General features: G+C 42.0%; 23 protein-coding genes and 1 tRNA gene. 19 read left to right on the top strand and 5 right to left on the bottom strand.

Annotated elements, in window-relative coordinates:
- The first annotated feature begins 1 nt into the window (after nt 1).
- Nucleotides 2-958, top strand: coding sequence for a sensor domain-containing diguanylate cyclase (locus tag AC13DA_RS11555; RefSeq protein WP_007145174.1), 957 nt, complete (start codon nt 2-4; stop codon nt 956-958).
- 1 nt (nt 959) lies between these two features.
- Here the strand turns inward: AC13DA_RS11555 and pyrC are convergent, their stop codons facing one another.
- Nucleotides 960-2,009, bottom strand: coding sequence for a dihydroorotase (gene pyrC / locus AC13DA_RS11550; RefSeq protein ID WP_284450784.1), 1,050 nt, complete (start codon nt 2,007-2,009; stop codon nt 960-962).
- Between the two features lie 164 nt (nt 2,010-2,173).
- On the opposite strand from pyrC, the gene AC13DA_RS11545 reads away from it, so the two are divergent.
- The 10 genes from AC13DA_RS11545 to argF all read left to right on the top strand — a co-directional run bounded on the left by AC13DA_RS11545 (nt 2,174) and on the right by argF (nt 11,786).
- Nucleotides 2,174-3,916, top strand: a complete 1,743-nt coding sequence (locus tag AC13DA_RS11545) for an acetolactate synthase 3 large subunit (protein WP_284450785.1) — start codon at nt 2,174-2,176, stop codon at nt 3,914-3,916.
- A 2-nt stretch (nt 3,917-3,918) separates the two neighbouring features.
- On the top strand, nt 3,919-4,413 hold the full coding sequence (gene ilvN / locus AC13DA_RS11540; RefSeq protein ID WP_007145171.1) for an acetolactate synthase small subunit: 495 nt from the start codon (nt 3,919-3,921) through the stop codon (nt 4,411-4,413).
- A gap of 48 nt (nt 4,414-4,461) precedes the next feature.
- On the top strand, nt 4,462-5,475 hold the full coding sequence (ilvC, locus tag AC13DA_RS11535; protein ID WP_040576429.1) for a ketol-acid reductoisomerase: 1,014 nt from the start codon (nt 4,462-4,464) through the stop codon (nt 5,473-5,475).
- A 112-nt stretch (nt 5,476-5,587) separates the two neighbouring features.
- On the top strand, nt 5,588-6,337 hold the full coding sequence (gene pssA / locus AC13DA_RS11530; protein ID WP_007145169.1) for a CDP-diacylglycerol--serine O-phosphatidyltransferase: 750 nt from the start codon (nt 5,588-5,590) through the stop codon (nt 6,335-6,337).
- Nucleotides 6,338-6,374: 37 nt separating this feature from the next.
- The gene (locus AC13DA_RS11525) at nt 6,375-7,907 is read left to right on the top strand and encodes a 2-isopropylmalate synthase (RefSeq protein ID WP_482945951.1); all 1,533 of its coding nucleotides are present in this window, start codon (nt 6,375-6,377) and stop codon (nt 7,905-7,907) included.
- Nucleotides 7,907-8,368 (top strand): DNA polymerase III subunit psi, encoded by a 462-nt coding sequence (locus tag AC13DA_RS11520; RefSeq protein WP_284450787.1) that lies wholly within the window; start codon nt 7,907-7,909, stop codon nt 8,366-8,368. The genes AC13DA_RS11525 and AC13DA_RS11520 overlap by 1 nt, the downstream gene beginning before the upstream one ends.
- Before the next feature lie 12 nt (nt 8,369-8,380).
- The gene (rimI, locus tag AC13DA_RS11515) at nt 8,381-8,851 is read left to right on the top strand and encodes a ribosomal protein S18-alanine N-acetyltransferase (protein ID WP_007145166.1); all 471 of its coding nucleotides are present in this window, start codon (nt 8,381-8,383) and stop codon (nt 8,849-8,851) included.
- 98 nt (nt 8,852-8,949) lie between these two features.
- Complete coding sequence (gene sodB, locus AC13DA_RS11510) at nt 8,950-9,531, top strand: superoxide dismutase [Fe] (protein WP_284450788.1); 582 nt, start codon at nt 8,950-8,952, stop codon at nt 9,529-9,531.
- Nucleotides 9,532-9,687: 156 nt separating this feature from the next.
- Nucleotides 9,688-10,887 (top strand): aspartate aminotransferase family protein, encoded by a 1,200-nt coding sequence (locus AC13DA_RS11505; RefSeq protein WP_007145164.1) that lies wholly within the window; start codon nt 9,688-9,690, stop codon nt 10,885-10,887.
- Between the two features lie 2 nt (nt 10,888-10,889).
- Nucleotides 10,890-11,786 (top strand): ornithine carbamoyltransferase, encoded by an 897-nt coding sequence (gene argF / locus AC13DA_RS11500; protein WP_284450789.1) that lies wholly within the window; start codon nt 10,890-10,892, stop codon nt 11,784-11,786.
- Nucleotides 11,787-11,807: 21 nt separating this feature from the next.
- On the opposite strand, the gene murU is transcribed toward argF, so the two are convergent.
- Both murU and AC13DA_RS11490 read right to left on the bottom strand, forming a co-directional pair.
- The gene (gene murU / locus AC13DA_RS11495; protein WP_007145162.1) at nt 11,808-12,479 is read right to left on the bottom strand and encodes an N-acetylmuramate alpha-1-phosphate uridylyltransferase MurU; all 672 of its coding nucleotides are present in this window, start codon (nt 12,477-12,479) and stop codon (nt 11,808-11,810) included.
- Nucleotides 12,476-13,468, bottom strand: coding sequence for an aminoglycoside phosphotransferase family protein (locus tag AC13DA_RS11490; RefSeq protein WP_284450790.1), 993 nt, complete (start codon nt 13,466-13,468; stop codon nt 12,476-12,478). Before AC13DA_RS11490 ends, murU begins: the two co-directional genes overlap by 4 nt.
- A gap of 189 nt (nt 13,469-13,657) precedes the next feature.
- Here AC13DA_RS11490 and AC13DA_RS11485 point away from each other — a divergent pair, with 189 nt between their 5' ends.
- Nucleotides 13,658-14,068 carry a hypothetical protein gene (locus AC13DA_RS11485; protein ID WP_007145160.1) on the top strand — a complete coding sequence of 137 codons (411 nt, stop codon included), beginning with the start codon at nt 13,658-13,660 and terminating at the stop codon, nt 14,066-14,068.
- Between the two features lie 5 nt (nt 14,069-14,073).
- On the opposite strand, the gene AC13DA_RS11480 is transcribed toward AC13DA_RS11485, so the two are convergent.
- On the bottom strand, nt 14,074-14,664 hold the full coding sequence (locus tag AC13DA_RS11480; RefSeq protein WP_284450791.1) for a Maf family protein: 591 nt from the start codon (nt 14,662-14,664) through the stop codon (nt 14,074-14,076).
- Between the two features lie 23 nt (nt 14,665-14,687).
- On the bottom strand, nt 14,688-16,322 hold the full coding sequence (locus AC13DA_RS11475; protein WP_284450792.1) for an alpha-D-glucose phosphate-specific phosphoglucomutase: 1,635 nt from the start codon (nt 16,320-16,322) through the stop codon (nt 14,688-14,690).
- A gap of 117 nt (nt 16,323-16,439) precedes the next feature.
- On the opposite strand from AC13DA_RS11475, the gene AC13DA_RS11470 reads away from it, so the two are divergent.
- From AC13DA_RS11470 to clpP, 7 genes are all read left to right on the top strand, one after another.
- Entirely contained in the window at nt 16,440-17,303 is an 864-nt protein-coding gene (locus AC13DA_RS11470) for a cation diffusion facilitator family transporter (RefSeq protein ID WP_284450793.1), read from the top strand.
- Nucleotides 17,304-17,442: 139 nt separating this feature from the next.
- Nucleotides 17,443-17,967 (top strand): nuclease-related domain-containing protein, encoded by a 525-nt coding sequence (locus AC13DA_RS11465; RefSeq protein WP_273182924.1) that lies wholly within the window; start codon nt 17,443-17,445, stop codon nt 17,965-17,967.
- Nucleotides 17,967-18,875, top strand: a complete 909-nt coding sequence (locus AC13DA_RS11460) for a 5'-nucleotidase (protein ID WP_007145155.1) — start codon at nt 17,967-17,969, stop codon at nt 18,873-18,875. The genes AC13DA_RS11465 and AC13DA_RS11460 overlap by 1 nt, the downstream gene beginning before the upstream one ends.
- A 6-nt stretch (nt 18,876-18,881) precedes the next feature.
- Nucleotides 18,882-20,315, top strand: a complete 1,434-nt coding sequence (locus tag AC13DA_RS11455; protein ID WP_007145154.1) for an HDOD domain-containing protein — start codon at nt 18,882-18,884, stop codon at nt 20,313-20,315.
- 70 nt (nt 20,316-20,385) lie between these two features.
- Nucleotides 20,386-20,470 (top strand) — tRNA-Leu (locus AC13DA_RS11450).
- A 61-nt stretch (nt 20,471-20,531) separates the two neighbouring features.
- Complete coding sequence (tig, locus tag AC13DA_RS11445) at nt 20,532-21,833, top strand: trigger factor (protein WP_284450795.1); 1,302 nt, start codon at nt 20,532-20,534, stop codon at nt 21,831-21,833.
- A gap of 88 nt (nt 21,834-21,921) precedes the next feature.
- On the top strand, nt 21,922-22,554 hold the full coding sequence (gene clpP, locus AC13DA_RS11440; RefSeq protein ID WP_007145152.1) for an ATP-dependent Clp endopeptidase proteolytic subunit ClpP: 633 nt from the start codon (nt 21,922-21,924) through the stop codon (nt 22,552-22,554).
- The last annotated feature ends 20 nt before the right edge of the window (nt 22,555-22,574 follow it).

The raw sequence follows: 22,574 nt of genomic DNA, 5'->3' as shown, positions 1-22,574 counted from the left end.
AATGAAAACACCAGATTTACCTGAGAACGAACAGGAAAGATTAGCGACACTGAATTCGCTGACGATTCTTGATTCTGCACCAGATGAACGTTTTGATCGACTAACAAGAATCGCTGTTAAATTGTTTGATGTTCCCGTCGCACTTGTCAGCATTGTTGATAAAAATCGTCAATGGTTTAAGTCCTGTCAGGGCTTGGATATAACCGAAACTCCCCGAGATCTGTCTTTCTGCGGTCATGCCATTTTAGGAGAGGGGGCCTTTGTTGTTGAGGATACGCATCAAGATGAACGTTTTGTCGACAACCCTTTATTGATAGGTCAAAAGCACATACGTTTTTATGCTGGTTACCCCATTCGTTACTTGGATGGCAGTAAGTTAGGTACCTTGTGTATCAAAGATGTTAAGCCAAGAGCTTTCACAGAGGAAGACCGACAGTTATTGAGAGACTTGGCCACCATTGTTGAGCACGAAATTCAAGCGGTTGAATTGGCTACGATGGATGAACTTACAGGCATATTAAACCGACGAGGATTTAATATGTCGGCTGAAAAATCCTTGAATATCTGTAAACGGGGTGCGCTGCCCGTAGCTTTAGTTTTTCTTGACCTTAATGAATTTAAACCCATCAATGATAAATTTGGTCATGCCGAGGGTGATAGAGCGCTTCAGCAGTTCGCAAGCGTTTTAGATGACGTCGGCAGAGATTCAGACATAGTGGCCAGAATGGGCGGAGATGAGTTTGTCATTCTATTAGTTGATGCAGACAAAAAAGCTGTCGATCAAGTGATGAAACGATTTTCTCAGCAAATTGAACGCTGTAATGAGCAGCAAGCGCTGGGGTATGACATTACTTTTTCATACGGGATTGTACTCTTTGACCCGGCAAAACACGTGACAATAAATGATCTACTTTCTGAAGGCGATGCGCTGATGTATAAGCGCAAGAAAAGTCGTTAGTTTAACTAACGACCTTCCAGTGTATTTGCTTGCCTGCTCGCATTGGTACCAATGAGCTGTCAGCAAAACTTAACGTATCTGGTACATCCCAACTTTCTTTGACTAAGCTTATCTTATCTTCGTTTCTTGGCAGACGATAAAAATCGGGTCCATTAAAACTGGCAAAAGCTTCTAATTTATCCAGTGCCTGTGCGGCTTCAAACGCTTCTGCATACAATTCGATAGCGGCATGTGCGCTATAAATCCCTGCACATCCGCAGCTCGTTTCTTTGCCTGACCGTGGATGCGGTGCACTATCAGTGCCTAAAAAGAATTTTTTACTGCCACTGGTAGCAGCTTGTATCAATGCTTGTTGATGGGTATTTCTCTTCAATACCGGTAAACAATAATGATGAGGATGAATGCCACCTACTAAAAGGTCATTTCGATTTAATAAAAGATGATGTGGCGTTATGGTGGCAGCTATATTGTCGCTTGCTGTCGCTACAAATTCCGCAGCATTTGAGGTTGTGATGTGTTCAAACACGATTCTTAACTCAGGAAAGTCATTAATCAGCGGAATTAATACTTGATCAATAAATACTTTTTCACGGTCAAATACATCAATATCAGCTGACGTTACTTCACCATGAACAAGTAATGGCATGCCTATTTTCTGCATAGCGTCTAAGGCGTTATAGCAATATTTTAGATCGGTGACACCAGCATCTGAATTTGTTGTTGCACCCGCCGGATAGAGTTTTACAGCATGAACAACGCCGCTTTCTTTAGCGCGATAAATTTCATCGGCAGAGGTGTTATCGGTGAGATACAATGTCATCAACGGTTCAAACTGACTATCTGCAGGTATGTTTTTAACTATTCTGTTTTTATAGTCGAGTGCTAAGGCGGTACTGATGACTGGTGGTCGCAGATTTGGCATGACGATGGCTCGTCCGAATATCCTGGCGGTATCAACAACTGTGCGCTGAAGAGCCAGATCGTCGCGCAAGTGTAAGTGCCAGTCGTCTGGTCGGGTTAACGTTATTTGGTTTTGATTTAATTGTGTCATAGCGGCGAATTATGCCACAGCAAATGCATTAAGGATAAATAGATCTTTTCTTCGCTGAGAGGCGACAGACCTTATTCTTGACCTTATCAAGCATTACAAGTAACTTTACACGTTTACAATTTTTTAGCTCACTAAAAAGAACGGCATACATATAAGGGGAACACGTGGAATTAAGTGGTGCCGAGATATTAGTTCAATGTCTCAAAGACGAAGGTGTTGAATACCTTTTCGGGTATCCTGGTGGTGCAGTGCTGCATATCTATGACGCGCTATATAATCAGGAAGATGTCAAACACATTCTGGTTCGACATGAGCAAGCTGCAACACATGCTGCAGATGGCTACGCTCGGGCTACAGGTAAACCTGGTGTGGTCTTAGTCACATCTGGTCCTGGTGCTACAAATGCTGTCACTGGTATTGCAACGGCATATATGGATTCCATTCCAATGGTGGTCATCACCGGTCAAGTTAGCACTGCTGTTATTGGTAGTGATGCTTTTCAGGAAGTTGATGCAGTTGGGATTACACGCCCGTGCGTTAAGCACAACTTTTTAGTTAAAGATATCAATGATCTCGCTGAGACAGTTAAAAAAGCATTTTATGTTGCTTCGACTGGTCGGCCCGGTCCTGTTGTTGTCGATGTTCCTAAAGACATTACGGATCCGTCTATAAAAGTGCCTTATCACTACCCAGAAAAAGTAGTGATGCGTTCTTATCAGCCAACAGTGAAAGGCCATACCGGTCAAATCAAACGCGCTGTTGATCTGATGTTATCTGCCAAAAAACCCATGATATACACGGGGGGTGGTGTTGTATTAGGTAACGGCTCAGAGGAGTTGCGAAAATTCGTTCGTCATCTTGGATTCCCTATTACCAGTACCTTAATGGGGCTAGGTGCTTATCCTGCAACGGATAAACAATTCCTCGGTATGCTTGGGATGCATGGCACTTATGAAGCGAATATGGCGATGCATGATTGTGATGTGCTAATTGCTATTGGTGCTCGCTTTGATGACAGGGTAACCGGAAAAATTGCTGAGTTTTGCCCCCACGCGCAGATCGTACATATTGATATCGATCCTTCGTCTATTTCTAAGACGATCACGGTAGATATTCCTATTGTGGGTAGTGTTCCTGACGTGCTTCAGGAAATGAACCACTTGTTGACAAATAGCAGTAAAAAGCCACAGAAAAAAGCCATTGAAGAGTGGTGGAAAATCATTAATGGCTGGCGTGCTAAACAATGTATGAGCTATGACCGTAATAGCGATAAAATCAAGCCGCAATCGGTAATAGAGATGGTTCATGACATTACCAGTGGTGATGCTTATGTGACTTCAGATGTTGGTCAGCATCAGATGTGGGCAGCGCAATATTATGGTTTTGATAAACCCAATCGCTGGATTAATTCCGGTGGTCTGGGAACCATGGGATTTGGTTTACCTGCTGCCATGGGTGTTCAGCTAGCTTATCCTGATGACACGGTTGTTTGTGTTACCGGTGAAGGCAGTATCCAAATGTGTATTCAGGAATTATCGACCTGTCTGCAGTATGGGCTGCCAATCAAAATTGTTGCTCTGAATAATCGTTACTTAGGTATGGTTCGTCAGTGGCAGGAATTTTTCTATGAAAATCGTTATTCGCACTCTTATATGGAATCATTACCAGACTTTGTGAAGTTAACGGAAAGTTATGGTCATGTCGGTATTCGCATTGAAAAACCCGAAGATCTCAGGGCAGAACTCGAACGCGGTTTTGCTATGAAAGATCGTTTGGTTTTCTTTGATATCGTTACCGATCAAACAGAAAACGTATATCCGATGATTGCTCAAGGTAAGGCACACAATGACATGCATATGTCACCATACAGTGCGCCTGCTCAAGAGTCTGAAAGGGAGCTGTCATAACCATGCGCCATATTATTTCTATCCTGATCGAAAACGAAGCAGGGGCTTTGTCGCGTGTGGCGGGTCTTTTTTCTGCACGGGCATACAATATTGAGTCACTCACGGTTGCACCAACAGAAGATCCATCTTTGTCACGTATGACGATTGTGACTAACGGCACAGACCGTATCATCGAGCAGATTGTGAAACAACTAAACAAACTGATCGATGTTGTAAAACTAATGGACTTAACTGAAGGGCCTCACATTGAGCGTGAAATGATGCTGATTAAAGTCAAAGCAGCAACCATGGCTCAAAGAGAAGACGTTAAACGTCTTTGTGATATTTTTCGGGGACATATTATTGATGTGACCTCATCAACGTATACCATTGAATTGACAGGGGCTGTCAGCAAGCTGGATTCATTTATCGAAGCACTTGCTGAACATAAAATTATTGAAACTGTCCGTTCTGGTGTCACAGGTATTGCTCGCGGCGAGAAAAGCTTGCACCTGTAAACTGAATTTATATTCGTTCAAGAAAATCTAAGGAATTCAATCATGAGTTTGAACATTTATTACGATAAAGATTGTGACTTATCAATCATCCAGGGGATGAAAGTCACCATCGTTGGTTATGGTTCACAAGGCCATGCCCACGCATGTAACCTGAAAGATTCAGGTGTGGATGTCACAGTTGCTTTACGTGCCGGTTCTTCATCTATTGCTAAAGCACAAGCTGCTGGTCTGACAGTTTCTGATAACGTCGGTGAAGCAGTGAAAGGTGCTGATCTGGTCATGATTCTGACACCTGATGAGTTCCAATCTCAGCTATACAAACAAGAAATCGAACCTAATCTGAAAAAAGGTGCTGTTTTAGCCTTTGCTCATGGTTTTGCGATTCTATATAACCAAATTCTTCCGCGTGAAGATCTTGACGTTATCATGATTGCACCAAAAGCGCCTGGTCATACAGTGCGTAGTGAATTTGTGAAAGGCGGTGGTATTCCTGACTTAATCGCTATCGAACAAGACGCTTCAGGCCGTGCAAAAGATATCGCACTGTCATATGCATCTGGTGTTGGTGGTGGCCGCACAGGTATTATCGAAACGACTTTCCGTGATGAAACAGAAACCGATTTATTTGGTGAACAAGCTGTTTTATGCGGTGGTGCCGTTGAATTAGTTAAAGCCGGTTTCGAAACATTAACCGAAGCAGGTTATGCACCTGAAATGGCTTACTTCGAATGTCTGCATGAGTTAAAACTGATTGTCGATCTGATGTATGAAGGTGGTATCGCCAATATGAATTATTCAATCTCGAATAATGCTGAATATGGTGAATACGTAACCGGTCCTCGTGTTATCAACGAAGAAAGTCGTTGGGCAATGCGTGAAGCTCTGAAGAATATTCAGGAAGGCAAATACGCTAAACAATTCATTCAGGAAGGTCAGACGGGTTATCCTGAAATGACAGCAATGCGTCGTATTAATGCTGAGCATCCAATTGAACAAACCGGTGCAAAACTGCGTTCTATGATGCCTTGGATTCAAAAAATTGTTGATAAGTCTAAAAACTAATCAATTAATAGATTGAAAATCAACGGGGGCGGTTGTGAAAACAATCGCCCCCGTTTTGTTTGTGCGTCTGAACTGTCATAATGTAACGACTAATCAACAGGAGCCTGTATTTATGATTAATAGCGAAAAGCCTCAAAATCGCGGTATCTATTTACTACCGAATTTATTTACAACAGCTGGGCTGTTTGCAGGGTTTTACGCCATTGTCGCAGGCATTCGTGGTGACTTTGAAACAGCGGCTATCGCTATCTTTATCGCGATGATCATGGATGGGCTTGATGGCCGTATTGCACGTATGACTAATACCCAAAGTGCTTTTGGCGCGGAGTACGATAGTTTAGCGGATATGGTGTCGTTCGGTATGGCACCGGCATTAGTCATCTTTCAATGGTCGTTGAATGGGATGGGCAAGTTTGGCTGGATGGTAGCGTTTATCTATGCTGCCTGTGGTGCATTAAGACTGGCTAGATTTAATACTCAGATAGGAACGCAAGATAAACGTTATTTTCAGGGCCTGCCAAGCCCCGCTGCTGCGGCAATTATCGCAGGTTGGGTGTGGGCCGGTACAAGTAATGACTTCAGTGAGAATATGATTGCTATTTTCACCATTCCTATCACCTTTGGTGCAGCTATTCTGATGGTCAGTTCGATGCGTTACCATAGCTTCAAAGAGCTTGATTTAAGAAATAGGGTGCCTTTTGTAGTGATGCTGGTACTCGTACTAATTTTTGCACTGGTTGCTATAGACCCACCGACAATCTTATTTAGCGTATTCTTAATTTATGGCTTATCTGGCCCTGTTTTTACTTTGTTGAAGCTGCGCCAGCATCGTTCAGAACGCGCTCAAGCAAAAGAAGAATAAAATAAACAATACTATTGATAATCTGGTTCACACATTTATGACTGATAAGCTAATAATTTTTGATACAACTTTACGCGACGGTGAGCAGAGCCCGGGCGCATCGATGACAAAGGATGAAAAAGTCCGTATTGCTAAAGCGCTTGAGCGCATGAGGGTAGATGTTATCGAGGCTGGGTTTCCCATTGCCAGCACCGGTGACTTTGAAGCAGTTCAAGCCGTTGCTAAGGCCGTTAAGGATAGTCGTATTTGTGGACTATCCAGAGCATTAGATGCCGATATCGACAGAGCAGGTGAAGCACTTAAAGTAGCTAATGCGTCGCGCATCCATACCTTCATTGCAACATCACCTATCCATATGAAAATGAAACTGCGGATGGAGCCTGATCAGGTAATTGAAAACGCAGTTCGTGCAGTAAAACGAGCCAGACAATATACAGACGATGTCGAGTTTTCTCCAGAAGATGCTGGTCGTAGTGAAACTGATTTTCTGTGTCGAATTCTTGAGGCAGTCATCGATGCGGGTGCATCGACTTTGAACATTCCTGATACGGTCGGTTATAACTTGCCCCATCAGTTTGGTTCATTAATTTCAACCTTACGTGAACGTATTCCCAACGCGGATAAAGCCATATTTTCTGTTCATTGCCATAATGATCTGGGTCTGGCTGTTGCCAACTCTCTATCGGCGGTCATGAATGGAGCAAGACAGGTTGAGTGTACTATCAATGGTTTAGGTGAACGCGCTGGTAATGCCGCTTTAGAAGAAATTGTGATGGCGGTAAGAACACGTCAGGATATGTTCCCGTGCGATACCGATATTGATACCCAACATATCTTGTCTGCCTCACGGTTAGTGTCTGGTATTACCGGTTTTGTTGTTCAGCCAAATAAAGCGATTGTGGGTGCCAATGCCTTTGCTCATGAGTCAGGTATACATCAGGACGGTGTACTGAAAAACCGTGAAACCTACGAAATTATGCGTGCTGAAGATGTTGGCTGGAATACTAACAGAATGGTGCTTGGTAAACATTCAGGCCGAAACGCCTTCCGAAGTCGCCTTCAGGAGTTAGGCATTGAATTATCATCTGAAACTGACTTGAATGCCGCATTTACACGCTTTAAAGAGTTGGCAGATAAAAAACATGAAGTTTTTGATGAAGATATCCAAGCCTTAGTGAGTGACACAGTGGCCACTGCGGATGAACGTGTGAGTTTAATCTCAATGAAGGTGTGTAGTGAAACTGGCGAAACGCCTTTTGCTACAGTGACATTGTCAGTCGATGGTAGAGAAGTACAGACTCAAATGAGTGGCGGGGGACCTGTTGATGCGGCATATAAAGCCATAGAGTCTATTGTACAGAGTCAAACAGAGCTTCAACTGTATTCGGTTAATAGCATTACAACGGGAACCGATGCGCAAGGTGAGGTCAGTGTTCGTCTTGAGAAAGGCGGACGAATTGTAAGTGGTCAGGGTGCAGATACGGATATTGTCATTGCTTCAGCAAAAGCTTATCTCAATGCATTAAATAAAATATTAAGCCCTGTTGACCGAGCTCATCCTCAAGTCTAATGGCATTAACGCAATATCAATACTCAGTATTGTCTGAAATGGGCATACCTGTCTGGACACCACGTCAGAGCAATAATACTGAAATAATAAAGGCTAATGAGTCACTATCATCAGATAATTTGCAGAGTCAGTCTCTGCAAATTCCTGATGATGTCGAACTGCTTATTGTTGTTGAAACTACACAATTAGACACAGTTGAACGTCGATTATTATCCAGTATTCTTAAAGCCGTCAGCTTAGATACTAGGCAACAACTAATGATTGAGTCGTCAGACTTGGGACTCATGCACCAAGATAATTTTCATAGTAAAACAATTATTACTATGACTCAGACTGAACACAGCTTACCTGATGATATTGAATGCGTTCAGTTACCATCTTTAGCAGCCATGCAAAGTCAACCCTCTTTAAAAGCCGTTGCCTGGCAACGATTAAAACATTATCGCACCGCTTTTAATTAACGGATAAAAAATATGGTCTCCCCAAGAGTTATGACGGATCAGGACTTGCAGGTTGTTCATAATATCGAATGCTCAGCAAATCAGTTTCCGTGGACGCTCAAGAACTTTTCCGATAGTCTTGATGCCGGACATTATGCATGGGTCTATTCTGATGCTTATGATGTGATTTTGGGTTATGCCATTGTGCAGTTAGTCCTGGACGAAGCTCATCTGCTTAACCTTTGTGTCAGACCAGATATGCAACGACAAGGATATGGTCGATTTATACTTGAGCATATCATTGATTTTTCCAAAGCCCGATCCGCTTCGATTGTGGTTTTAGAAGTTAGAGAGTCAAACAAGAAAGCACAAAATCTCTATGAACAGCTAGGTTTTAATGAAATGTCAGTCCGCAGAGCTTATTACCCGGCAGAAAATGGTAGAGAGAATGCAATATTGATGGGTTTGGATTTATCTATGTTATCGATTTTCGGTGATATATAAGTAAACTCAATACCACGGCACTTGATATCATATGAGTGCTCTTTTAGAATAATTGACTCAATTACTCGGTTATTTTTCACATATTAGGAGATAAAAACATGGCTTATGAATTGCCACCACTTCCCTATGCTAAGGATGCATTAGAACCAACAATTTCAGCAGAAACGCTTGAATATCATTATGGTAAACATCACCAAACTTATGTGACTAACTTGAATAACTTGGTACCGGGTACTGAATTTGAAGGTAAGTCATTAGAAGAAATCATCACTAAAGCTTCTGGTGGTATCTTTAATAATGCCGCGCAAGTTTGGAACCATACTTTCTACTGGAACTGCATGACACCAAATGCAAAAGGTGCTCCAGATGGCGATTTAGCTGCTGCTATCGACAGCACATTTGGTTCTTTTGATGAATTTAAAGAAGCATTCAGCAAATCAGCGGCGACAAACTTTGGTTCAGGCTGGACTTGGTTAGTCAAAAATGCTGATGGCAGTATTGCTATCGTTAACACAAGTAATGCTGGCTGCCCGTTAACAGATGGTCAAAAACCTTTATTGACTGTTGACGTTTGGGAACATGCTTATTACATTGACTTCCGTAATGCACGCCCTAAATATCTGGAAGCTTTCTGGGGCTTGGTTAACTGGGACTTCGTATCAGCAAACTTTGCTGGCTAGTTAATCGTGTTGTAGAGTAAATTTGTTTATTACTTTATAACATTATAAAATACACGATTTTTGATAAATGGCAGTTTCATTTGAAACTGCCATTTTTCGTTTATTGGCTTTAAAAAGCCGTTTTTTTTAATGCCGTCAGGGCAAGGAGTACAAGCCATGACAGAATCGGTCATGCCCACATACGGACGTCTAGACGTCACTTTTAGTGAAGGTAAAGGCGCTTGGTTAACTGATACAGATGGAAAACGCTATCTTGATGCGTTAAGCGGTATTGCTGTATGTAATTTGGGGCATTGCCATCCTGCTGTGACGCGAGCTATTCAGCACCAGGCGGAAACATTAGTACATACTTCCAATATGTACCATATTGCTTTGCAAGAAAAACTGGCTGATAAGCTAACGGCCTTGTCTGGAATGGATCAGGTGTTTTTTTGTAATTCAGGTGCAGAAGCCAATGAAGCTGCAATTAAGATTGCTCGCAAATATGGCCACAGTAAAGGTATAGATAAGCCTGTAGTGATTGTAATGGATGGCAGTTTCCATGGTCGTACAATGGCGACGTTGACTGCCACAGGTAATGCTAAGGTGCAGGTAGGATTTGATCCTTTAGTGCCTGGCTTTGTCCGTGTTCCATACAATGATCTTGATGCTTTACGCATGGCGATTGGTCACTGGCCTGAAGCTGTGGCAGTGTTACTTGAACCTGTACAAGGTGAAGGCGGAATTAAAATACCTGACAGTGAATATTTAGCTGGTGTTCGTGCCATCTGTACACAACGCAAATTACTGATGATGCTGGATGAAGTGCAGACAGGTATTGCCAGAACGGGTAAATGGTTTGCTTATCAACATAATGCAGAGCTCGTACCTGATGTGATGACCTTGGCGAAAGGGCTGGGTAATGGTATGCCAATTGGCGCTTGTCTTGTTGCTGGTAATGCTGTTGGTATTTTACAAGCAGGTAATCATGGTTCGACATTTGGTGGCAATCCGTTAGCCTGTAGTGCAGCATTAAGCGTATTAAACACGATCGAAGAAGATGGCATATTGGGACACGTCAACGTGCTTGGAAAACAAATGCTGGAAGGTTTTCAGCAAAGACTGCTTGGCAAAGCTGGCGTGAAAGATGTGCGTGCACATGGGATGATGTTTGGTATCGAGTTATCAATGCCTTGTGCTGAGTTGGTTAAAAAAGCACTAGCAGAAGGTCTGTTGATTAATGTCACAGCAGAATCTGTTATTCGCTTATTACCACCATTAATCCTCAATGTTGAGGAGTCCCAAATGATCGTAGATAAGGTGAGTAAACTCGTACTCGAGTTTTTGTCTTCGCAACAGGTTGAGAGTGTAGCCTAAACATGAGACATTTTTTAACTTTAAAAGACTTGAGTGCTGATGAGTTAGAAGCATTAATTAATCGTGCATCTGAGCTCAAAAAAATGCAGCATAAAGGTGAAATTTACCAGCCTTTGAAGAATAAAGTCCTGGCGATGATTTTTGAAAAGTCATCTACACGTACCCGGGTTTCCTTTGAATCAGCCATGATACAGTTTGGTGGTGGCTCAATATTTTTATCACCTGATGATACTCAACTTGGCCGTGGTGAACCTGTAGAAGATTCTGCACGTGTAATTTCATCTATGGTGGATGCGGTAATGATCCGTACCTTTGAACATGCCAAGATTGAAACATTTGCAAAATACTCTTCTGTTCCGGTAATCAATGCTCTGACCGACGATTTTCATCCATGTCAGTTATTAGCCGATATGCAGACTTATCAAGAGCATCGTGGTTCAATTAAAGGTAAGAAAGTGGTCTGGATTGGGGATGGCAATAATATGTGCCATTCATATATCAATGCTGCGCAACAATTTGGCTTTGAGCTGCATATAGCCACGCCGGTAGGTTATGAACCGAAAGCGGATATTGTGTCGTCGGTAGATGCCACAATTGCGTTATTCAATAATCCAGCAGAGGCGGCAAAAGATGCGGATCTTGTTGTAACTGATGTTTGGGCCAGCATGGGACAGGAAGAAGAACAACGTAAACGTGAAGAAGCTTTTGCTGAGTTTCAGGTCAATAATGACATCATGAAACTGGCAGCAAAAGACGCTTTGTTTATGCACTGCTTACCTGCACATCGTGGCGAAGAAGTCACCGCCGATGTCATTGATGGTGAACAAAGTGTTGTATGGGATGAAGCTGAAAATCGATTACATGCACAAAAGGCTTTATTAGAATTTTTATGTGCATAAGCAATTACAGCAAGAGCTTAGTTAATTTAGCTCTTGCTTTAATGCTTCCAGACGCTCTAGCGTACCTATATCAGACCAGCGGCCATCGTATAACTCTGCGGTCATCCGTTTATTTTTTATCGCTTTTTCAAACAATGGCCTAAGCGCTTTGCGTTCGACTTTCAGGTGTTGGAAAAGTCGAGGATGGTAGAGGCCAATACCACTAAAAGTAAATTTACTCTTGCCATCAAGGCTGACTAAATTATCCGCTTGGATTGCAAAGTCCCCATCAGCATTATGATCAGGATTGTTTACCATAATTAGATGACAGTCAGTATCAGCTGCTAGCGCATGTCTTATTAGCGCAGAAAAGTCAAAGTCCGTCCAGATATCGCCATTGACCACAATGAATGGTTCGTCTCCCAGCAGACTTAATGCTTGAGTTATACCGCCAGCTGTTTCCAAGCTGCCAGCGGTTTCGGGTGAATAAACGATGCGACAACCGTAATTCTCACCATTGCCAAGAACAGCAGGAAACTGTTCACCCAGGTGAGCATAATTAATCACGATTTCCTGAATACCTGCAGATACTAAATTATCAATGAGGTATTCAATCAGACGCTTATTTCCAGCATATACAAGCGGTTTGGGAGTGTGATCTGTTAAAGGTCGCAAGCGTTCACCTCGGCCTGCAGCTAAAATCATTGCTTTCATTTTATTGCCATAATTTCGGGGGTAAAGGTAAGAAACTCATATAAAGCCTCAAGTTCTTTGTATCGCTCGCAGACTTCCAGTACATAGTGAAGCGTAAGAGGTAAGTCATTAAGGTAATTAGCTTTACCATCACGATAGTTGAGGCGGCAAAAGATGCCAAGCACTTTAAGGTGTCGCTGCAATCCGGTCAAATCAAACCAACGCTGTAGATCCTTACCTTGGGATTGTGTAATCAGTTTGTTATTTATTGCTTGTTCTTTGTAGTAGTTTAGCCAGTTCTGCTGCTGTTCAGCTGGCCACTGAATGTAACAATCTTTCAATAATGACACCAAATCATAGGTAATTGGGCCGACCACCGCATCCTGAAAATCGATAATACCGAGGGTATTGTCGGCACAGACCATTAGGTTTCGGCTGTGGTAATCACGATGAACAAAGCAGCTAGGTTGCTGTTGTATTTCATCAATAAGAAAATCATAGACAGCGGTGAGTATTTTCGGGACTTTTAAGTCTAAATGTCGACTCAGAAACCAATCAGGGAATAGTGACATTTCATCCCGTAGTTTTGTCTCATCATAATCAGGCAATGATGTGTTTGCCGGATGAGTTTTTTGCATAGAAATTAACTCATTAATGGCTTTCCGATAGAGATTATCGGCATTGGCAGATGTTAATGACTTTAAAAAGGAAGTATCGCCAAAATCACTGAGCAGTAAATAGCCATTATCTTCATCTTTGGCATAGATATGTGGCACTGCGACATCATATTGTGCAAGAAACTCATCAATTTTGATAAAGCTGCTTATATCTTCATGCTCAGGCGGTGCATCCATCACGATGTAGGAGCTCTCATTTTGTTTCAAGCGGAAATATCTTCTGAAACTAGCATCACTGGATGCTACCGTGATATTTAAATGATCATCAGGAAATAGTTTTTCTACCCAGGTAGTCAGTTGATTGAGTCTGGCATCGTTGATCGCGTTTTTCATGTAATTTTTACTCAAAATCTAAGTCTTTGTTCTTTATTTATAAATTTAGTTTGTGATGAAATCATTGCGACTCTATGAAAAGAGTGGTGTGAATATTATTTATATCTGGCGTATTATCGGGAATTATTTCCTAACTCATCAGTCAATCTGATGGGTGTTAAATAATGCTTTAGCTACAATGGAGTCGCAATGAAAAAATTTTTAATATCGGCACTTTTATTAAGTGCATCTTCAGCTGTTATCGCTCAAGAGTATGTCACACCTGCTGATATGCCAGAAGCAGCACAAACGAAAATGTATTCTATCCTCACAGACTACAATAAATGCATGATGCAAGGACACTTGCATTCGAATCATACAGCTGAAAACCCACAAAAAGCAGCTGAAGCAGTTATGCAAAGTTGTGAAAACCACCTTGATGAACTGAAAACGCATTTAACGTCCAACGGCGTTGAAAGCAGTTTAGTTGAAGGTATGGCTAAGTCAATGCGTTCAAAAGCCGCTCGTCAGCTTATGACAAAAACAATGAACAATTACGCAGCACAAGCTGCTGCTATGGCTAATGCCGAAAAACTGAAAGAGCAATCAGCAAACGAATAAATGTTTTACTCATTGAGTTGAAGAACATCAATGCCTTCCTTGTTCAACAACTCAATGAGTTTTATCAGAGGCAAACCAATCAGACTATTTGGGTCATCACCCTCTAATTTAGTAAATAAAGCAATGCCTAAGCCTTCGGATTTAAAACTGCCAGCACACTGATAGGGCTTTTCTTGTTCCAGATAAAAGTGAATCTGCTTTTCAGACAGTGATCTGAAATGAACAGTAAAAGGTTCTACTAAGTGATGCATCGTTAGGCTTTGAGCGTTATACAAGGCCAAGCCTGTATAGAAGGTGACAGCCTTACCTGAAGCAGATAAAAGTTGTTTTACAGCCGTTTCATGATTGCCGGGTTTACCTAAGATTTTTCCATCTATCACTGCAACCTGATCAGAACCAATAATGAGTGCTTCAGGGTAGTCTTTAGCAATGGCTAAGGCTTTTTGCTTTGCTAAGCGTTCAACCAGTGATGGGGCAGTTTCCTCTTCAAGTACAGATTCATCTATATCGGGTGCGTGTTGTATAAAGTCTATCCCCAGCTTTTTTAAAACTTCAGCTCTGAACGGTGAGCTGGAGCCCAGTATTAATGTCTGCATGATATTTTTCAATGTTATTAAGTTTAGGTAATAACTGTGGGCACTGTTCTACCTGTTAGCACAGCTATATTGGCTAACTGGTTTGCCAGCTCGATAAGTTCAGATAAGGCTGTCTGTGTATCTTGATTTAAGCTATCAGGCCTGTCTTCATAAGATTCGATATATACGCGTAATGTGGCGCCTTCTGTTCCGGTACCTGACAATCTGTAAATAATTCTGTCACCACCTTCAAAGCCAATACGAATGCCTTGTTTTTCAGCGATACTGTTGTCGATAGGGTCATGATAACTAAAGTTATCCGCATAGCTGACAACTCGCTCTCCGAACTGTTTCTTTGGCAAGCTTGGGAGCTGAGTTTGCAGATGTTGAATTAACGCTTCTGCTTGTTCAGTAGGAACACCCTCGTAATCATGTCGAGTGTAATAATTCCGCCCAAATTGTTGCCAATGTAGATTAACCAGCTCAGCGACGGACTGATGTTTAACCGCTAAAATATTTAGCCAGAAAAGGACTGCCCACAAGCCATCTTTTTCACGAATATGATTCGAGCCTGTGCCAAAGCTTTCCTCGCCGCAGAGAGTGACGCGATTTGCGTCTAATAAGTTACCAAAGAACTTCCAGCCGGTCGGCGTTTCATGTGATTCGATACCCAGTTTTTCAGCAACGCGATCGGCGGCCTGGCTGGTTGGCATTGAGCGAGCTATACCCGCAATACCAGATTTATAAGCAGGGATGTACTGTGCATTCGCAGCGAGAATCGCCAAGCTATCAGATGGGGTGACAAAAAACTGTTTACCCAGGATCATATTACGATCACCATCGCCATCCGAAGCGGCGCCAAAATCAGGCGCATCATCAGAAAATAATTCTGTAACGAGTTGTTCGGCATAAGTCAGATTCGGATCAGGGTGACCACCACCAAAGTCAGGTAATGGAATACCATTTATCACTGTGCCGGCAGGGGCGCCTAGACGTTTTTCTAAAATCTCAATTGCATAAGGACCGGTGACCGCATGCATGGCATCGAAGCGCATAGAAAAGTTGCTGGAAGTTAGTAGTGCTTGTATGGCACGGAAATCAAAAATAGTTGCCATCAATTCTGTGTAATCGACTACTGAATCAATCACTTCAACACTCATCTCTCCTAAACTCTGCGTGCCTAATTTATGAAGAGCGATATCTGCTGCATTGGATATTTTGTATTGGCTGATTTCAGCTGTTTGTTGATAGATTTGATTGGTAATTGATTCTGGCGCTGGACCGCCATTACTCGTGTTAAATTTTATGCCGAAATCACCATCAATACCCGCGGGGTTATGACTGGCAGATAAAATCAAGCCACCAAAAGCCTGATATTTTCTGATAACGCATGATGCAGCAGGTGTCGACAGAATACCATTTTGACCAACCCAGACATGAGCAAAACCATTGGCTGCTGCCATTTTCAGAATTATCTGTATGGCTGTTTGGTTATAATAACGGCCATCGCCACCGACAACGAGGGTTTTACCTTCACAATCACCCAGCGCGTTAAAAGTCGATTGAATAAAGTTTTCCAGATAGTGGGGTTGTTTAAATACACTTACTTTCTTGCGTAAACCAGAAGTGCCTGGTTTTTGGCCTTCAAAAGGTGTGGTATTTATCGTCGAAATTGGCATAAAAACTTTCCTGAATGAAACAATTGAGCAGCATTATTGCTAGACTCACGCTATTTGAATGTAATCCACTATACTAAGTCCATGAATAAGCCTCAACACATTGATAAAGCGCATTTGATGCGGATGGCAACATACGCTTCTGTGGCGACAGCCATCACTTTGATAATAGCCAAGTTATTTGCCTGGTTCCTGACTGATTCGGTCAGTGTATTAGCCACATTAGTCGATTCTAGTTTGGATGTTTTGGCATCTATTTTAAATATGATTGCCGTACATCACGCATTACAACCAGCAGATAGAGAACATCGTTTTGGTCACGGCAAGGCAGAATCACTCGCTGGTCTGGGTCAATCAATGTTTATCGCAGGGTCTGCTGGCATCCTGCTACTTCAGGCTATAAATCGTCTGTTCAAACCCGAGGCAATGGAGCAGGGGATGACGGTGAGCCTAGCTGTAATGCTGTTTTCTATTGTAGCTACATTAGCATTAATGACATTCCAGAATTATGTCATCAGAAAGACGGACTCAACCGCAATTAAAGCGGATGCCCTTCATTACAAAACAGATTTGTTGGTCAATGGCGGTGTCATCCTGGCATTAGTGCTTAGCATGAATGGCTGGTACTTATCTGACCCTATCATTGCTATCGCCATAGCATTGTTTATTTTGCACAGTGCTTGGGGCATTGTGAAAGAATCGATTGATTTACTCATGGATCATGAATTGCCGGATGAAGAGCGGGAAAAAATTAGTGCATTGATATTGAATCATCCTCAAGCAAGGGGATTACACGATTTACGGACCCGGCGTTCAGGCACAACGGTCTTTGTACAGCTTCATTTGGAGCTGGATGAAAGACTGACATTAAGAGAAGCACATGAGATTGCCGATAAACTTGAGCATCAGATAGCTGACTTATTCGATGATGCAGAAGTGATTATCCATGAAGATCCGATTACTCATTTACCGCTAAAGTCATAACATAAAGTGAATACAATACGGTGACGATTTCGTATAATTAGCACACAACAATATTGAGGCCAGTACAATTATTACCTTCGATTTATCCACTCAAATAACCATCGCTATCGCGGTGTGTGTTCTACTAGCTTTAGTGTTTGTGATTAAACGTAAAAGAAAACGCTCACGTTATTCAAGAAAGCTGGAACGTTCATTACAATCAATAAAAAAGCAAGAAGCAAAATCTATTATTATTCCTGATGGTTTAGGTGGGGCGATAGAAATTGAACGCTTACTGCTGATTGAGCAAGGGTTATTGATTATTGAAACATATCCGATGTCAGGACATTTATTTGGTGCCGATCACATAGATCAATGGACACAAATTATCGACGGTAGAAGCTTCAAGTTCACCAATCCACTACATCGGATCTACAACACTAAACATGCGTTACAGTTATTAGCACCGAAAGTCCCAATCTTTTGCCGTATAGTCTTTTCTGAAAATAGTAACTTTCCTAAAGGTAAACCCAGCGAAGTCTCTGTTATCAGAACCTTAGATGAAGATTTGCAGGGGCTTGCTAAGGAACCAAGTGTAAATCAACTTGGAGAGATTGCATGGGAGCGAATTATCAGAATTGCTCGTACTGACGGCCAATCATTGTTGAGGGATGTCAAAATATAATGGAAACCAAACCACTTGTTCTTGCTATTTCATCTCGGGCTTTATTCGATTTGGATGAAAGTCATAGAATCTATGAAGAACAAGGCACAGAGGCTTATTGTAACTATCAAATCGAAAATGAAGATGTGCCTCTGTCACCTGGCGGTGCCTTTAGTTTAGTGCGTAAATTATTGGCATTGAATGATAACAATCCCAATACGCCTAAAGTTGAAATTATTCTGTTATCACGTAATTCTGCCGATACTGGACTACGCGTTTTTAATTCCATACAGCATCATAAATTAGCTATTACTCGTGCGGTATTTACATCAGGTAGCAGTCCGTACAGATATGTAGCGCCTTTTAACGCACATCTATTTTTATCAACCAGTCCTGAAGACGTGGGTATGGCGTTGGAAGCCGGTATTGCTGCCGCCACTATTCTGCCATCACATATCAGAAGTAATAATGACAGTGATCAGCTTAGAATCGCATTTGATGGTGACGCTGTTCTTTTTTCTGATGATTCGGAACGTATTTTCAAAGAAAAAGGCTTGAAAGCTTTCACTGAAAATGAGCAGCAGACCGCGCGTGAACCCTTACCCGGTGGACCATTTAAAGATTTCTTGATGGCACTGAATCAGATTCAGACTGAATACGGTGAGAATGCATCACCTATCAGAACAGCATTAGTCACAGCGCGTTCTGCGCCTGCACATGAACGTGTTATTCGTACTCTAAGAGCATGGGATATACGAATTGACGAAGCTATATTCCTGGGAGGAATGGATAAAGGCCCGTTTTTGAAATCATTCGGTGCGGATATCTTTTTTGATGACCAGGAAAAGCATTGTCAATCCGCTGTGGAACATGTTGCTACCGGACATGTTCCGCATGGTGTTGCAAATCAAAAAAAAGCGCAGGATTAACCTCTAGTGGTCAATGCATCGATATCTGATTGGATAAAACAACTCAGTGAAGAGGATATGCCAATCTTTGCTGGCACTGTGGCGAATGTCACCAAGGCATTACATAGTGGTAAAAGTTCAGCATCAGATGTGGCTAATATTATTCTTCAGGATGCCTCTTTAACCAGTCGGGTTTTGAAGGCAGCCAATACCGTTCATTTCAATCCAACCAGACACAGCATCAGCACTGTTTCTCGTGCAGTAATGGTCATGGGGTTTGATCAAATAAAAGTCATTACACTGTCAATGGCGCTCATTGATAATCTGAGAGTAGGTGAACAACGCGCCCAGTTGATTCAAGAAATGGCTTTTGCATTTCATGCAGCTACTCAAGCACAAGAGTTTGCAAAACAGTTGAAGTTAGACGACGCCGAAGATATTTTTGTTGCGACCTTACTTTCACGTCTTGGCTATATGGCATTTTGGGCATTTGCTGGTGAAGAAAGCCTGACACTGTTGAATGAAATGCATGAAGGAATAGAGTCAACCAAGGCAGAGCTGAAAGTGTTGGGCTTCAGACTGACTGACTTAACAAAAACCCTCTGTCATGATTGGTCATTAGGCGAGTTACTTAATGACTATTTGAATAATCGCTTGTCGGCAAAAAATACCAAGGTTATTTCTCTGGCTGTTGATATTGCAACAACAGCACAGCAGGGATGGAAGCAGGTAGAGCTAGAAACAGTATCTAAGCGTGTGGCTCAAATTTGTGATGTGTCAGTTGAAAAAGCAAAAAAATTAGTTCTATCTAATGTGAACAAATCGAAAGAGCTGACAGTGCTATACGGAAGCGAACAAATCAGCAGGGCAATTCTGTTACCCGACCATATCGATGAAGCTGAAGCCTTACCAAAGCTTGATATTCCTGATGTTCTGAATGATTTTTCTGCTCCCGATTTTGACTATCTAATGAGAGTGTCACAAGAGATGACACAGGTACTACAAGAGCTGCCGCTACCATCAATCAGTATTGTTCTGGAAATGACGCTTGAAGGACTCACGCGCGGTTTGGGTATGGATCGGGCTGTGTTCATGTTGCTGAATGAAACACGAACAAAGTTAACCTGCAAAACAGGGCTAGGAAAACAGGTCGATGAGCTTAAACAGCAGTTAATTATTGATTTGGCTTCCAATCAGGTATTTAAAAGAGTAGTAGAGCAGCGTCAGTCTTTATTTCTAGAGAAAAGTAACGAAGACAATATTTCCAAACAAATCAGAGCCATGCTAGAAGGGTCATCGTATTTGCTCATGCCTGTAGTGGTAAAAAATAAAGTTATTGGCTTGTTTATGGCCGATCGAAGTTCGAGCAAGCGAGATATTTCTCAGCAAGAATTCATTGCATTTCAGCAGTTTTGCCAGCAAACGAACATGGGAATTAGTTTTTTAGCGATTCAAGGCTAGTTTTATCGAAATGTTATCGCTATAATAGCCGACTTCTTTCAGGCATCAGGCATGTCTGATAAATGATTATGCGAGAGTGGCGGAATTGGTAGACGCGCTGGATTTAGGTTCCAGTAGGGTAACCTGTGAGAGTTCGAGTCTCTCCTCTCGTACCATTACTACAATAGGCGGATGGCGAAACCGCCATGCCTAAATCCCCATGTTTGAGGTTAGAGAATGCAAGTTACTGTAGAAAACGTGAGCGAACTTGGTCGCCGTATGACCGTCACAGTCGAAGATGCCAATATCGAGCAAGCAGTACAGGAACGCCTTAAGTCAATTAGACCTAATGTGAAAATGGCGGGTTTCCGTCCCGGCAAAGTACCGATGAACATGGTCGCTAAAACACACGGACCATCTGCACGTCGTGAAGTTATTGACTCTCTTGTTCAGGAAAGCATGCGTGAAGCCTTCACCCAAGAAGGTGTTAATCCAGCTAGTCCTCCACATATCGATAGTATGGATGAAAAAGGCAGTAACTTTATCTATACCCTTAACTACGAAGTTTTCCCAGAAGTAGAAAGTGTCAAACTTGATGACATTACACTGGAAAAAACAGTTGCTGAAGTGACTGATGAAGATGTTGACCGTATGTTGGAAACGTTACGTGAACAACGTATGTCTTGGGAACCACTAAAACGTGGTGCGAAAGAAGGCGATGGCATTACCATTGATTTCGTTGGTACCATCGACGGTGAAGAATTCCAGGGCGGCAAAGGTCAGGATGTGTTACTCGAATTAGGCGAAGGACGTATGTTGCCTGAGTTCGAAGAACAATTAATTGGTAAAAAAGCCGATCAGGAAGTTGAAGTTACATTAACTTTCCCTGAAGATTACCGTGCAGAGCGCTTACAAGGTAAAGAAGCTAAATTTGCTGTTACCGTCAAACAAGTTGCTAAGAAAAAATTACCTAAACTGGATAAAGAATTTGCTGAACTGTGTGGTGTCGAAGATGGCATCGCTGCACTGAAAAAAGAAGTGCGTGCCAATATGGAACGTGAACTGAAATCAGCATTAAAAACACTGAACAAACGTAAAGCGATGGATTCATTGGCCAAAAACAATGAAATTGCTTTACCGTCAGCCCCTGTTGAACGTGAAGCACAATATCTTGTTGAGCAAGCAAAAAACAATCTCCGCAATCAGGGCGTAAATGTTGAAGGTTTGCCTTTCAATCCTGACAATTTTAAAGAAAATGCAGAAAAGCGCGTTAAGTTAAGCCTTTTGATTGGTAAGATTATTTCTGATAACGAAATTCGTCCTGAGGAAGATCGCGTAAAAGAAGCTATTGACGCGATTGCGGCTAGCTACGAAGATCCAGAAGAAGTTGTTACCTTCTACATGAACAATCAAGAAAGACTGTCAGAAATTCAAATGACAGTTGTAGAGGACATGGTAGTTGAATGGATTTATGACCATGTTAAAGTAGAAGAGAGTACATCGACATTCTCAGACGTCGTTAATGCAGTATCTAACTAATTAACAACGCTGATATTGAATGCAGCCCGTACTCATGTGAAATGGGTATGGGCTGTTTTTTTATTGGGACCTTGAAATTAGGATGGTTATGACAAATAAATTTTCTGGTGAAGAAACCAGTATGATTCAAAACGCACTGGTGCCTATCGTCGTTGAGCAAACATCTCGTGGTGAACGCTCGTATGATATTTTTTCTCGTTTATTAAAAGAACGTGTCATATTTTTAGTCGGCCCTGTTGAAGATCAAATGGCTAACCTGGTAGTTGCCCAGTTGTTATTCCTTGAATCAGAAAATCCTGATAAAGACATTCATCTATATATCAATTCACCTGGTGGTGCAGTAACGGCTGGTTTAGCTATTTACGATACCATGCAGTTTATTAAACCTAATGTCAGCACATTGTGTATTGGTCAGGCCGCCAGTATGGGCGCGGTTCTTTTAGCCGGTGGTGCAGAAGGAAAGCGTTATTGTCTGCCTAATTCACGTATCATGGTGCACCAGCCATTAGGTGGTTTCCAGGGACAAGCTTCTGATTTTGATATTCACGCAAAAGAAATTTTGAGTATTCGTGATCGTTTAAACGGAATTCTTGCCAAGCATACTGGTCAAGATATAGAAGCAATTCGTAAAGATACTGACCGTGATAACTTCATGAACGGTGAACAAGCTGTCGAATATGGTTTAATCGACTCAGTATTAACAAGCCGACCTACAGAATAAGCAATCTCGGCCGATAAAAT

The sequence above is a fragment of the Methylophaga sp. F-2 genome, assembly GCF_056859315.1.
Note: the sequence above shows the minus strand (reverse complement) of the source record. Positions and strands in the feature narration are given on the sequence as shown.